We start from the raw sequence: 13,537 nt of genomic DNA, 5'->3' as shown, positions 1-13,537 counted from the left end.
GCTACACGTCCATCTCCGTGTGGCGAATATGCGGCATCTCAATTTGAATCGTCGCATGACGAATATGAAAATGGGTCTCCACCACATCAATCGCCCGCTGCAAAATCGCCTGGGCATCGCGGCCGTCTTCGATCAGCAGATGGCAGCTTAATGAGTCCAAGCCTGACGTAATCGTCCAAATGTGCAAATCGTGGACATCAATGACCCCGTCAATCGCCGCCAACGCCGCTTTCACTTCCGTTTGATCAATGGCAGCAGGCGTCCCTTCCATCAAAATATGCACCGTCTGCTTAATGACGGCGAACGCTCCTTTTAAAATCAAGACGGCAACGAATACGGAAACGAGCGGGTCAGCCGCATACCAGCCGAACAGCCACATCACAAGTCCGGCCGCGATCGCGCCGACCGAGCCCAGCGCATCGCCGAGCACATGAAGATAGGCGCTGCGGACGTTGACGTTGTCGTTCACATTTCCTTTGCGCACGAGCATCCAGGCGCTTGCCGCGTTGGCCAACAGCCCGATAGCGGCAATCAACATCATCGAACCGCTCGCCACCGCGGGCGGGTGCGAGAACCGCTCGATCGCCTCCCAGACAATCCAGCCGGCCATCACGACCAATGTGACGCCGTTTAGGAGCGCCGCTAAAATTTCCAGGCGATAAAACCCATACGTTCTCTTCGGCGATGGAGGCCTCGCCGCAAACCACGCCGCCACTAAGCTCAAAAAAAGCGAAGCAGCGTCGCTAAGCATATGGCCGGAATCGGAAAGAAGGGCGAGACTGTTCGTCACAAGGCCGCCGATAAACTCCAGAACCATAATTCCGACCGTAATGCCAAAGGCGATCGCCAGCCCCTTTTGATTTCCCCCTCTTCCATCATGATGATGACCATGATGATGGCCGCAATGGCCGTGTGCATGGTGATGCATCTATCTTCTCCCCCTCATTGATGTTGTGCATGGTCAATCGCCTGTCTTAATAGCGAAATGACATGGTCATCGTCGCAGGAATACACCAACGTCTTCCCCTCGCGCCGATATTTGACGAGCCGCAAATTCCGCAGCAGCGCCAGCTGATGGGAAACGGCCGACTGCGTCATGCCGAGCATCTCAGCGATATGGCCGACATGGCACTCTTCCTGCGATAACAAATACAGCATTTTGATCCGGGTCGGATCCGCCAGCGCCTTAAATAGACGCGACACTTCATCGACTGTCTCCGCTTCTAAAAACAGATGATCTTCTATTTTCATGGCATTCCCCACCTTATATCTGCTAATATATGAGCATATGTTCATATATGTGCATCATATGCCCATCCCTTCGTTCTTGTCAAGTTGTTTTTACCGGATTAGGCCCACATGGCGGCTGTCCGGCAAAAAGCCAAAAGCCCCGCCTGCCTGATTTTCGCCCCGCAAACAGTTTCTCAGCCAACAAAAAAGCGGGGAGCATCGTCCGCCGCCTAACCTTGCGATTTCATTTGATACGCCATCACCGTTGGGGTTTCCGCCGCTATTTCACCTTCACCGCCGTTCCCGTCGCAATGCACATCATCATCCCATCGCGCAATGTTTCAAAATCGAGATCCACGCCAACAACCGCATTGGCTCCCAAGTTCCTCGCTTTATTGATCATCTCCTTAATCGCCATCTCCCGCCCTTCGGCCAGTTTGCTTTCATACGTCCCGCTCCGGCCGCCGATGATATCGGTGATGCTGGCAAGAAAATCGCGGATGACGTTGGCGCCTAAAATCACTTCGCCCGCTACAATGCCGAGATACTCCTCAATTTCGTTTCCTTCAATCGTATTGGTCGTTGTAACAATCACAGACATTGCCTCCTTGCGGCTTGTACTGAATAAGGAAAAGCACCTCATTCGCCAAGATTACTGCCCATCTTGTGATGCCCCTTCTGAATGGGTTCGCGGCGCAGCCGGCGCGGTGTGGGTCCCCTGCAGCAACAGTTGGGCGATGCCGATAAAGTATTCCGACTCACGAATAATGTGATCGAGCACGACTTTGGCGGTTGGATTTTGCCCTACCGCCGCACTGTTCGTTTTCACTTGCCGGCACAATTCAATGAACTGAAGGCTTTGCTGCAGACAGTAGGAGACGAAATGCAGCACTTGTTGGTGCAGTTGAGCAGGAATATAATAGGCCGCGCGAATGACGGATTCAATGTAGCGGACCGCTTGCTGATGCGTGGCCGAAAGCGCCTCTTCCCACTTTTTCAACGCTTCCACATATGGCGCTTCCAATCCGGCCACAAGCTCGCGAATGACGACCGTATGCTCCTCTTCTTGATGCTTCCAAAATTCAATTTCATCCAAAATACGCAGCGGCATATGTGGACCGTAGTAAAATTGCACGCTCTCTCCCCCTTGTTTTGTCTCCTTCTCTTTTCATAATGTATGGGCAAAACGGATAGTCAATGCCATAAAAATAGCGAAACAGCCGCGGCAACAGCTGCTTCGCCTAAATGTTCGCCGCGTCCCAGGAGCCGGTTGATCCACTCCTGTGACGCGATGGCGGTGTCCGGCATCTTCAGACGTATAAAAGTCGTAATAATGGACGTGCATTCCGTTCCCGACCGGAATGGCCGGCCCCGAATAGGCACGGTAGTAATGGGTATGGCCATCTTCATACAATACATAGCCTTCGACGTAGTGAATATGGTTCCCATCCTCGGTGACAATCGGCGGCGACGTGACATCCAAACATTGATGGACATGCCCGCCTTCGATGGACGTATAATCGACTGAGCCATGATTGTGGTGCGGAACAAATCCGGAAACAAAATCGTCCTTTCCTACCCGTTTCATCACAGTCCCCCTGCTTAAAAAAGTTATGCTACGCCGCGACCCAACAACAGGCCGCCCAACGGATCCCCTCCAAACGAGAAAAGTTTTTGAGGCGCAGGCATCTGCCCTCGGGCCTTCTCGGCTAGGGAAACCAGAGAAAGAGAAAGGCTTATCGTTCTCGTTATACAAGTCAGCGGGAATCCGCCCTTTGTAACATATTCATATGAGAAAGGAGCATTCCCGTTAGGAGCTTTTCCGGGGACTTGATCAAAAAAAGCCCTCTTGGTATGATGCAGGGGTGCCAAACAATACCTACCATCATGCCAAGGAGGACTTCAGATGAATTGTACACAAAATCAGAAAATCAATCAAGTCACGGAACACACATTGGTCGTGGGCATCGATATCGCGAAACGAACCCACTACGCCTGCTTCGTGGATGACCGGGGGCGCGTGCTTCGCAAGTCGTTCCCGATCTTCCAGTCGAAAGAGGGGTTTCAACAGCTGTATGAAGCGATTCAGGAGGGGAGGAAAGCGTTCGGGAAGTCACAGGTGATCGTCGCTGTGGAGCCGACCGGGCACTACTGGTTGAACCTGGCCTACTTCCTCGAGGAAAACGGGATCCCGCTGGTCATGGTCAACCCGGCGCATGTGTGCCGGTCGAAAGAACTCGATGACAACCTGCCGACGAAACACGACGCCAAAGACGCCCTGGTCATCGCCAGGCTGGCGAAAGACGGGCGATTCCTCGTCCCCCGGCTGCTGCACGAGATCGAAGCGGATTTGCGCGTCGGGAGCACGCTCAAAGAGAAGCTCCGGAAGGAACAGGCGGCGGTGAAAAACGCGATCATCCGTTGGACGGATCGGTATTTTCCAGAGTTTTGGACCGTGTTTCGCGACCTGGGGAAAACAGCGCTGGCGGTGCTGGAGTGGACGCCGCTTCCGGCCGATATGGCGGGTCGGACCGCCGAGGAGCTTCTGGAGGCGTACCGGCAAAGCGAAGGGCTGAAATGCCCGCAGAAAGCGAAAATTCAGGCGTTGATCGACGCCGCGAAGGGCTCGATTGGGGTGACGGAAGGGACGACGATGGCCCGGTTTGAGATCGCCGCGCTCGTCCGCCAATACCGCCAGTTCGAGGCCGAAATCGCAGCGTTGGACGCCGAGTTGAAGGCATTGGTTCAAACAACGATGGAGTATCAATGGCTGAAAACGGTCGACGGGTTGGGAGATGCCACGATCATCGATCTGCTGGCGGAGATCGGCAGTTTTGCCCACTATCGGGACCCGCGTCAATTGGTGAAGTTGGCGGGCCTGACGCTCAAGGAGAACTCCTCCGGCCAGCGCAAAGGGCAAAAGCACATCTCGAAGCGGGGACGGAAACGGCTGCGATCGGTGCTGTTTCGGGCGGTGATTCCGCTGATCCGGCACAATGAGGCGTTTCGCGAGCTGCATGAGTACTATACGACCCGGCCCGTCAACCCGCTGACCGGAAAGCAGTCCATCGTCGCGTTATGCCGAAAGCTGTTGAATGTGCTGTTTGCGATTTGCACGAAGAAACAAGCGTTTGACGCGGAGCGAATGAGGCAGGACGTCTTGTCCCATGTTCCACACCGGGCGGCCTAAGGCCTCCCCCCACGAACGGAAGAAGTGTTGGACAACAGGATGACACCGGAGAAGCTGGCGTGATCTCATCCATTCGACCTCGAGTCCCGAAAGGAGCTTGGCCGGCCTCCGCCTGATGACGAGACCGAACGAGGGAATGTTGGCGCAAAGACGCCCGGAGACATGGGAGGGTTCGTCCTCATCAGCGATGCGGAGATCCAAGGGTGCATCGAATACACTTCCTCCCACGTCAGGAAAATGGATCCAGGCGTGGCCACGAAGCGCACCCTAGGTCTGTAAGATATCCACAAAATTGAAAAAGGATGTAAGGGATTTTGTCGAAAAATATTTTTTCGGCACCCCTGAGAGGCCGAAAAGCCTTGATATATCAACATTTCTAGAGGGAGAGATGGATTTTCATGCCTGGGTGGGGAGTAAAATTTACTCATGGATGTTTTTTGTGGGTTATGATATAATCAGTTTTAGAAAAATGAAAGGCTGTTGTATCAATGAAATTAGACAATAATAACCATTCAGTGTTCCTGTTGTATGATCATCTTGTTCTCGTTGTAAAATATCGCAGACAAGTGATGGATGATACCATATCTGACTATGCAAAAGATATGTTTGTGAGATTGGGTAAAAATTACAATATTTCCTTGATCGAATGGAATCACGATATGGACCATGTGCATATTTTGTTCAAAGCACACCCAAATAGGGAATGATCAACGTTCATCAATGCCTATAAAAGTGCAAGTTCTCGACTGATCAAAAAGCATTTTCCGCAAGTGAAAAGAAAACGGTGGAAAGAATATTTTTGGTCAAGAAGCTTTTGCCTGCTTACAACGGGTGGTGCGCCCATTGAAGTAATAAAAAACTATATAGAACATCAATATGATCATCTTGTTCTCGTTGTAAAATATCGCAGACAAGTGATGGATGATACCATATCTGACTATGCAAAAGATATGTTTGTGAGATTGGGTAAAAATTACAATATTTCCTTGATCGAATGGAATCACGATATGGACCATGTGCATATTTTGTTCAAAGCACACCCAAATAGGGAATGATCAACGTTCATCAATGCCTATAAAAGTGCAAGTTCTCGACTGATCAAAAAGCATTTTCCGCAAGTGAAAAGAAAACGGTGGAAAGAATATTTTTGGTCAAGAAGCTTTTGCCTGCTTACAACGGGTGGTGCGCCCATTGAAGTAATAAAAAACTATATAGAACATCAAGGTATGAAGTGATGTGGTGTCGATATGGCCAACAAAGCCTATCAGTTCCGTCTATACCCAACAAAAGAACAAGAACAACTGCTCGCCAAAACCTTCGGTTGTGTCCGTTTCGTGTATAACAAAATGCTTGAAGAGCGCATACAACTGTTTGAAAAGTTCAAGGACGATAAAGAATCCTTGAAACAGCAAAAATTTCCGACCCCTGCCAAGTACAAAAAGGAGTTTCCTTGGCTAAAAGAAGTGGATAGCCTTGCGCTGGCAAACGCCCAATTGAATTTGCAAAAAGCGTTTCAAAACTTCTTTTCTGGCCGCGCTGGATTTCCAAAGCTCAAAAACCGCAAGGCGAAACAGTCGTACACCACAAATGTGGTGAATGGCAACATGAAGCTTTCAGATGGCTATATCAAGTTGCCCAAACTGAAATGGATCAAGCTCAGGCAACACCGGGAGATTCCTGCCCACCATATCATCAAGGCTTGTACGATCACGAAAACAAAAACAGGAAAATACTATATTTCGATTCTCACAGAGTACGAACATCAACCGGCACCAAAAGAAGTACAAACGGTTGTTGGGCTTGACTTTTCCATGAGTACGCTGTATGTCGATAGCGAGGGGAAGAGAGCCAATTATCCTCGATTCTATCGCAAAGCATTGGAAAAATTAGCGAAAGAACAGCGTAAATTGTCTCGTAAAAAGAAAGGCTCGAATCGTTGGCATAAACAGCGTCTGAAAGTAGCGAAGTTGCATGAGAAAATGGCCAACCAGCGCAAGGACTTTCTGCATAAGGAGTCGCACAAATTAGCGAAACTTTATGATTGCGTGGTCATCGAAGACCTCAACATGAAGGGAATGTCCCAAGCCCTCCATTTCGGTCAAAGCGTTCATGACAATGGCTGGGGCATGTTCACCTCTTTCCTTCAGTACAAGTTGGCCGAACAGGGGAAGAAGCTGATCAAAATCGACAAATGGTTTCCATCATCGAAAACTTGTTCGTGCTGCGGCAAAGTGAGGAAGTCTCTATCGCTTTCTGAGCGTACATTCCGCTGTGAATGTGGATTCGAGAGCGACAGGGACGTCAATGCGGCCATCAATATCAAACAGGAGGGCATGAAACGATTAGCGATAGTCTAACTTGTCCTCGAACCGTGGGGCACACGGGGATCGCTCGGTCAACTTCCCATCATGAGATGGGATTACCCGAGAAGCCCCCACCTCTAAGCGAAGCGTAGGTGGTGGGAGTATGTCACAAATTCAAAAGTGATGTTTTTGACACATTGGCTTTGTTTTTCGGAGTTGGGATGCGAACGCGCCAGGGCGAATACCGGATAGCCGAAGGCAGACGCTTTGGGGATCCCGTCTCCGTAGGTTAAATAGTTTTCGAAAATCTCTGTATGGAACATGCTTTTTAAGATATTAATAATATATGCTTGTGTATCTTTCGGTTTGTTTCCATATTCGCGAATCTGGTTTAGGACAATGCCGACCAGCTTTGTATCAGTGTAGCCTTTGACAGCGGAGCGAAACATTTGATTTAGGTCGTTCACCTTGTGAATAATGGATAAAATACCGTACGAAGAGAGTTTGTCGGGGATGGTGGGAATCAAGTAGCAGTCGCTGGCGTACAGGGCATTTTGCGTTACATAGTTTAAATTGGGCGGGCAGTCGATGAAAATAAAATCATACTCGTGTTTGACGGTGTTCAAAATGTTGTCCAACAGCTGGAACTTATAAAGATCAGAGCCGAGAAGCTGCTTTCGAAAGTTCGGCCTCGAATAGACGGCAATGTTCATATCGGTGTAGATTAAGTCCGGGTGTGAAGGAAGCAAATCGATATTTGTATATACTTCATCATTCCCGCTTCGTACACAAGAGGGCAAAATATAGTCGTGAACATCGACAGGCGGCCGCTCGTTCTCTAAAAAGTGTTTGATTAAGTCTTTTAGCGTGCCGGCCTTATCCCGATAGATCATATGTTCAAACTGCTCCGCCGTTAGGCAGGAAATGCAAAGGTTGCACTGGGCATCAGCGTCAACAAGCAGGACTTTTGGAGGCATATTTTTGTAGGCCAGCGGTTCAAGTTGATCACGGGATAAGTGCTGTAACCCAACGGCTAAATGGTAGGTCAATGTCGTCTTCCCTACTCCCCCCTTCCAATTGATGACACTCACTGTTTTCGCTTTCCGCGTCATCATCATCCCCCCATTTTTCCTGAACAGTTTATATGTATTGGGAGTTTTTTGCCATTATGACAAATTGCCTGAGCCAAAGGCTTTCTTGTTTTCATACATAACATAGCGAGAGGCAGCTGCCGAAAACAAAGGGTTTTTGATTCGCTATGTGGAGGCATCATACTTCCTCCCTCTAGAAATGTTGATATATCAAGGCTTTTCGGCCTCTCAGGGGTGCCGAAAAAATATTTTTCGACAAAATCCCTTACATCCTTTTTCAGTTTTGTGGATATCTTACAGACCTAGGGTGCGCTTCGTGGCCACGCCTGGATCCATTTTCCTGAAGTGGGAGGAAGTGTATTCGATGCACCCTTGGATCTCCGCATCGCTGATGAGGACGAACCCTCCCATGTCTCCGGGCGTCTTTGCGCCAACATTCCCTCGTTCGGTCTCGTCATCAGGCGGAGGCCGGCCAAGCTCCTTTCGGGACTCGAGGTCGAATGGATGAGATCACGCCAGCTTCTCCGGTGTCATCCTGTTGTCCAACACTTCTTCCGTTCGTGGGGGGAGGCCTTAGGCCGCCCGGTGTGGAACATGGGACAAGACGTCCTGCCTCATTCGCTCCGCGTCAAACGCTTGTTTCTTCGTGCAAATCGCAAACAGCACATTCAACAGCTTTCGGCATAACGCGACGATGGACTGCTTTCCGGTCAGCGGGTTGACGGGCCGGGTCGTATAGTACTCATGCAGCTCGCGAAACGCCTCATTGTGCCGGATCAGCGGAATCACCGCCCGAAACAGCACCGATCGCAGCCGTTTCCGTCCCCGCTTCGAGATGTGCTTTTGCCCTTTGCGCTGGCCGGAGGAGTTCTCCTTGAGCGTCAGGCCCGCCAATTTCACCAATTGACGCGGGTCCCGATAGTGGGCAAAACTGCCGATCTCCGCCAGCAGATCGATGATCGTGGCATCTCCCAACCCGTCGACCGTTTTCAGCCATTGATACTCCATCGTTGTTTGAACCAATGCCTTCAACTCGGCGTCCAACGCTGCGATTTCGGCCTCGAACTGGCGGTATTGGCGGACGAGCGCGGCGATCTCAAACCGGGCCATCGTCGTCCCTTCCGTCACCCCAATCGAGCCCTTCGCGGCGTCGATCAACGCCTGAATTTTCGCTTTCTGCGGGCATTTCAGCCCTTCGCTTTGCCGGTACGCCTCCAGAAGCTCCTCGGCGGTCCGACCCGCCATATCGGCCGGAAGCGGCGTCCACTCCAGCACCGCCAGCGCTGTTTTCCCCAGGTCGCGAAACACGGTCCAAAACTCTGGAAAATACCGATCCGTCCAACAGATGATCGCGTTTTTCACCGCCGCCTGTTCCTTCCGGAGCTTCTCTTTGAGCGTGCTCCCGACGCGCAAATCCGCTTCGATCTCGTGCAGCAGCCGGGGGACGAGGAATCGCCCGTCTTTCGCCAGCCTGGCGATGACCAGGGCGTCTTTGGCGTCGTGTTTCGTCGGCAGGTTGTCATCGAGTTCTTTCGACCGGCACACATGCGCCGGGTTGACCATGACCAGCGGGATCCCGTTTTCCTCGAGGAAGTAGGCCAGGTTCAACCAGTAGTGCCCGGTCGGCTCCACGGCGACGATCACCTGTGCCTTCCCGAACGCTTTCCTCCCCTCCTGGATCGCTTCATACAGCTGTTGAAACCCCTCTTTCGACTGGAAGATCGGGAACGACTTGCGAAGCACGCGCCCCCGGTCATCCACGAAGCAGGCGTAGTGGGTTCGTTTCGCGATATCGATGCCCACGACCAATGTGTGTTCCGTGACTTGATTGATTTTCTGATTTTGTGTACAATTCATCTGAAGTCCTCCTTGGCATGATGGTAGGTATTGTTTGGCACCCCTGCATCATACCAAGAGGGCTTTTTTTGATCAAGTCCCCGGAAAAGCTCCTAACGGGAATGCTCCTTCCATAATGGAGGATGAACGCAAACAGTTTGGAAAGACGTGCTTTTTAATGGTGGTTCGACCCTGTACAAAAAACTGTTTGAGTCCATTTGGTGTTCCACCCATTGTAAGCCCTTTTCATTTGGAAAAGGTGACTACGAACAGAAAAATGCCCAACGAACAAGTGGACTCACTGTTTGCGAATTCATCAATGGAAGGAGTCCGGATCATGGATGTGCTTTATCATCGTTGCGCAGGTTTAGATGTTCATGCCAAAACGATTGTCGTTTGTGCGCTTTGGGGAGAAGAAGACCACATTCAAAAGGAGATCGAAACGTTTTCGACGTTTACCAAAGACTTGTTTCGCCTCCTGAAATGGCTCGAGGATCGAGAAATCACTCATCTAGCGATGGAGAGTACGGGGGTTTACTGGAAACCGGTCTTTAACATTTTAGAGGACTACTTTGACATTACCTTGGCCAACGCTCAGCGAATCAAGAATGTCCCAGGGAGAAAAACGGATGTATCCGATGCGGAATGGATCGCTAAATTATTGCGTTATGGACTGATTGAAAAGAGTTTTGTGCCACCCGCGCCAATTCGAGAATTGCGGGACTTGACCCGTTTACGCAAAAAGTGGGTGGGTCAATTGATTGCGGAAAAAAACCGAATTCATAAAGTATTGGAGTGTTCCAATATCAAGCTGGGTACGGTGATTTCCGACATCTTCGGAGTATCGGGCCGAAAACTCTTGACCCGTTTAATGGAACAGGGGTACATCGAAGAAGCCGATATCGACGCTTGCCTTCACGGAAGAATGAAAGGGAAAAAGCAACAAATTCAGGAATCGCTCTTTGGGACATTAACCGAACATGAGTTGTTCATGATTCGCCAATCGTGGAAGCACATCGAGTATTTGGAAAGCTTGATTCAGGAGATGGACCAACGCATCGACCATCTCTTACAACCGTATCAACAGGAAGTGGATCTTCTGATGACGATTCCTGGAGTGAAAAAGGAAACCGCCGCCGTCATCATCGCCGAAATCGGAGTGGATATGGGACAGTTCCCGACACCGCAGCGCCTCGCTTCTTGGGCTGGGGTGGCCCCGGGAAATCACGAAAGCGCTGGAAAACGCAAAAGTACACGAACGGTAAAGGGTAATCCTCATATTAAATCCGCGTTATGCGAGGCGGCATGGGCGTTATCCCGATGCAGGAATCAACCGTTGGCGGCGAAATTTTGGTCATTGGCGGCTCGCCGGGGAAAGAAAAAAGCACTCGTTGCGATCGCGCACCGAATGCTTGTCACCATTTACTGCATGCTTTCCCGAAAAGAACCGTTTTGGGGACCACAAGTAAGTTAGTATAGCCAAAATGAATACAGAATATACGAGATGCCTAAAAATAAGGCACCTCTGCTTTCCTGTTGTCTTTTTTGGCCATTTGTAGTGTATCCAAACTGATCACAGGATATACAGAGTTGACCGGGTTTTATGGATTTTCACAGAAAACATCCATGAGTAAGCTTTTACTCGCCACCCAAGCATGAAAATAACCGCTCATGGATTCATTATTTTCACAGAAAAAAAGAGACAACCTTAGGCTACACCTAACCGAAATTCATCTCCCACTTTCACTTCGTTTAGAAGTGGGAGACTTCTTTCGGAAAGATGTTAAATGAAAAATTACTATCTTCGCCAGCAACGGGACAAATTAAGAAAAAACGAAAGGATGGGTCCCGTCGATGAACAAAACACCGCGCGTCAAGCTGCACGGGTTCAACAACTTGACGAAATCACTCAGCTTCAATATGTACGATATTTGCTATACGAAAACGGCGAAGGAGCGGGAGGCGTATATCGAATATATTGACGACGTGTACAATGCCGAGCGGCTGACGAATATTTTAAGACGTGTCGCCGATATGATCGGCGCCCATGTGTTAAACATCGCCAAACAAGATTACGTTCCGCAGGGCGCGAGCGTGACGATGCTCGTTTCCGAAGGGCCGGTCGTCGAGGTGCCCGAAGATGACGGCCCTTTGCCAGAAGCGGTGGTGCTGTCGCTCGACAAAAGCCATATCACCGTCCATACATACCCGGAATACCATCCGAATGACGGAATTAGCACGTTCCGCGCCGATATTGATGTCGTCACGTGCGGGGAAATTTCGCCGCTCAAAGCGCTCGACTATTTGATTCATTCATTTGACGCCGACATTATGATTATCGACTACCGCGTGCGCGGATTTACACGCGACATTCACGGATACAAGCTATTTATCGACCATGACATTACATCAATTCAAGATTATATCCCGGGGCACATTCGCGAAAAGTACGATATGATCGACGTAAACATTTACCAAGAGAATATTTTTCACACAAAATGCAAGTTAAAACAGTTTGACTTGGACAACTACTTGTTTGGCTATGCAAAAGCGGACTTAAGCGAACAAGAGGCGAACGAAACAACCACCAAGCTGAGAAGGGAGATGGATGAAATCTTTTACGGAAAAAATATGCCTGCCCCCTTTTGACCCCATTGTCTTTTTGATTCCTGCCGGCTTTCGGGCCGGTCCACATCAGTTCCCGATTGGCGCCGTGTATGGTATGCTAGTAGAAAAAAGGAAAAGGTGTTCATGAATGAAGTACATCATCGTCGGAGCCGGCATTTTAGGGGCCTCTGCTGCCTACCATTTGGCTAAAGAAGGGGCAACCGTCATGATTGTCGACCGCGGTGACAAAGGGCAGGCGACCGATGCGGCGGCAGGGATCGTCTGCCCTTGGCTGTCGCAGCGCCGGAACAAAAAATGGTACCGGTTAGCCAAAAGCGGGGCGACGTTTTACCTCTCCCTCATAGAAGAACTGCAAGCGCTCGGGGAAACGAATACCGGCTATGCGCGCGTCGGGGCGCTTTGCCTGCATACAGACGAACAGAAGCTCGAGCAACTGGAAACGCGCGCCCTTGAGCGGCGAAAAGAGGCGCCGGAAATGGGAGAAATCGTGCGGCTTGGCCCGATGGAGACAAAGGAATGGTTTCCGCCGCTCGCTGACGGGTATCACGCCGTTTATGTGAGCGGAGCGGCCCGCGTCAACGGCCGGGCGCTGCGCACCGCCCTTCTCAACGCCGCCCAAAAGCTTGGCGCTGTCTACATGCGCGGGAACGCCCAGCTGCGTCACCGAGATTCACGCATTATCGGCGTCGAAATCGACGGGGCAAACTACGAAGCGGACGCCGTCATCGTGACCGCCGGCGCATGGGCTGGCGAACTGCTTGGGCCGCTGGGCGTGAAATTTGCCGTCACGCCGCAAAAAGGGCAAATCGTTCATCTCGAATGGTTGACAAGCGAGACTGACCGATGGTCGGTCGTCATGCCGCCGAACAATCAATATATGCTCGCCTTCCCTGGCGGCCGAATCGTGGTCGGGACGACTCACGAAGATGAGGCGGGCATGGATGTCCGCGCGACCGCAGGCGGCATCCACGAAATATTGGATAAAGCGCTCGCCGTTGCGCCGGGGCTGTCGGCGTGCACCTACGTGGAAACACGAGTCGGGTTTCGCCCGCGCACTCCTGGATTTCTCCCTGTCTTCGGGGCGCTTCCCGGTTTTGCCGGCCTTTACGCAGCCAACGGTCTCGGCTCTTCCGGACTCACCGCCGGGCCATATTTAGGCGCAGAGCTTGCCAAGCTCGTGCTCGGCCGCCCGACCGAACTCGATCCGCTCGACTACAACATCGCCGAGGCTCTCATCGCGCTTTCCTGACGGTGCCGCA

Annotated in this window: 11 protein-coding genes and 3 pseudogenes; 7 read left to right on the top strand and 7 right to left on the bottom strand. The window is 50.9% G+C overall.

Annotated elements, in window-relative coordinates; all coding sequences use genetic code 11:
• Position 1: 1 nt before the first annotated feature.
• The 5 genes and pseudogenes from M493_RS06650 to M493_RS06630 form a co-directional block, all read right to left on the bottom strand.
• Positions 2-928, bottom strand: a complete 927-nt coding sequence (locus M493_RS06650; protein ID WP_020959530.1) for a cation diffusion facilitator family transporter — start codon at positions 926-928, stop codon at positions 2-4.
• A 14-nt stretch (positions 929-942) separates the two neighbouring features.
• Positions 943-1,251: an ArsR/SmtB family transcription factor gene (locus tag M493_RS06645; RefSeq protein ID WP_020959529.1), complete on the bottom strand. Its 309-nt coding sequence runs from the start codon at positions 1,249-1,251 to the stop codon at positions 943-945.
• A 259-nt stretch (positions 1,252-1,510) separates the two neighbouring features.
• Positions 1,511-1,825, bottom strand: a complete 315-nt coding sequence (locus M493_RS06640; RefSeq protein WP_020959528.1) for a YbjQ family protein — start codon at positions 1,823-1,825, stop codon at positions 1,511-1,513.
• Between the two features lie 57 nt (positions 1,826-1,882).
• Positions 1,883-2,365 carry a DUF2935 domain-containing protein gene (locus tag M493_RS06635; protein ID WP_020959527.1) on the bottom strand — a complete coding sequence of 161 codons (483 nt, stop codon included), beginning with the start codon at positions 2,363-2,365 and terminating at the stop codon, positions 1,883-1,885.
• A 117-nt stretch (positions 2,366-2,482) separates the two neighbouring features.
• Positions 2,483-2,818, bottom strand: a pseudogene (locus M493_RS06630) (YmaF family protein); the annotation flags it as partial.
• A 318-nt stretch (positions 2,819-3,136) separates the two neighbouring features.
• On the opposite strand from M493_RS06630, the gene M493_RS06625 reads away from it, so the two are divergent.
• The 4 genes and pseudogenes from M493_RS06625 (at position 3,137) to M493_RS06615 (ending at position 6,777) form a co-directional block, all read left to right on the top strand.
• Positions 3,137-4,420, top strand: coding sequence for an IS110 family transposase (locus tag M493_RS06625; protein WP_020959148.1), 1,284 nt, complete (start codon positions 3,137-3,139; stop codon positions 4,418-4,420).
• Between the two features lie 488 nt (positions 4,421-4,908).
• A pseudogene (gene tnpA, locus M493_RS18840) lies at positions 4,909-5,295 on the top strand (IS200/IS605 family transposase); the annotation flags it as partial.
• Positions 5,272-5,655: pseudogene (gene tnpA / locus M493_RS17565) on the top strand (IS200/IS605 family transposase). The pseudogenes tnpA (M493_RS18840) and tnpA (M493_RS17565), both read left to right, overlap by 24 nt.
• 12 nt (positions 5,656-5,667) lie before the next feature.
• On the top strand, positions 5,668-6,777 hold the full coding sequence (locus M493_RS06615) for an RNA-guided endonuclease InsQ/TnpB family protein (protein WP_020959524.1): 1,110 nt from the start codon (positions 5,668-5,670) through the stop codon (positions 6,775-6,777).
• 83 nt (positions 6,778-6,860) lie between these two features.
• On the opposite strand, the gene M493_RS06610 is transcribed toward M493_RS06615, so the two are convergent.
• Positions 6,861-7,835 carry a ParA family protein gene (locus tag M493_RS06610; protein ID WP_020959523.1) on the bottom strand — a complete coding sequence of 325 codons (975 nt, stop codon included), beginning with the start codon at positions 7,833-7,835 and terminating at the stop codon, positions 6,861-6,863.
• 552 nt (positions 7,836-8,387) lie between these two features.
• Positions 8,388-9,671, bottom strand: coding sequence for an IS110 family transposase (locus tag M493_RS06605; protein ID WP_020959522.1), 1,284 nt, complete (start codon positions 9,669-9,671; stop codon positions 8,388-8,390).
• 316 nt (positions 9,672-9,987) lie between these two features.
• Between M493_RS06605 and M493_RS06600 the strand changes: the two genes are divergently transcribed.
• From M493_RS06600 to M493_RS06590, 3 genes are all read left to right on the top strand, one after another.
• Positions 9,988-11,124, top strand: a complete 1,137-nt coding sequence (locus M493_RS06600; protein WP_020959521.1) for an IS110 family transposase — start codon at positions 9,988-9,990, stop codon at positions 11,122-11,124.
• A gap of 380 nt (positions 11,125-11,504) precedes the next feature.
• Positions 11,505-12,299, top strand: a complete 795-nt coding sequence (speD, locus tag M493_RS06595) for an adenosylmethionine decarboxylase (protein WP_020959520.1) — start codon at positions 11,505-11,507, stop codon at positions 12,297-12,299.
• A gap of 106 nt (positions 12,300-12,405) precedes the next feature.
• Complete coding sequence (locus M493_RS06590; RefSeq protein WP_020959519.1) at positions 12,406-13,527, top strand: NAD(P)/FAD-dependent oxidoreductase; 1,122 nt, start codon at positions 12,406-12,408, stop codon at positions 13,525-13,527.
• The last annotated feature ends 10 nt before the right edge of the window (positions 13,528-13,537 follow it).

This window comes from Geobacillus genomosp. 3 (assembly GCF_000445995.2).
In the GTDB taxonomy this organism is placed as follows: domain Bacteria; phylum Bacillota; class Bacilli; order Bacillales; family Anoxybacillaceae; genus Geobacillus.
This window is presented reverse-complemented; position numbering and strand designations above follow the sequence as displayed.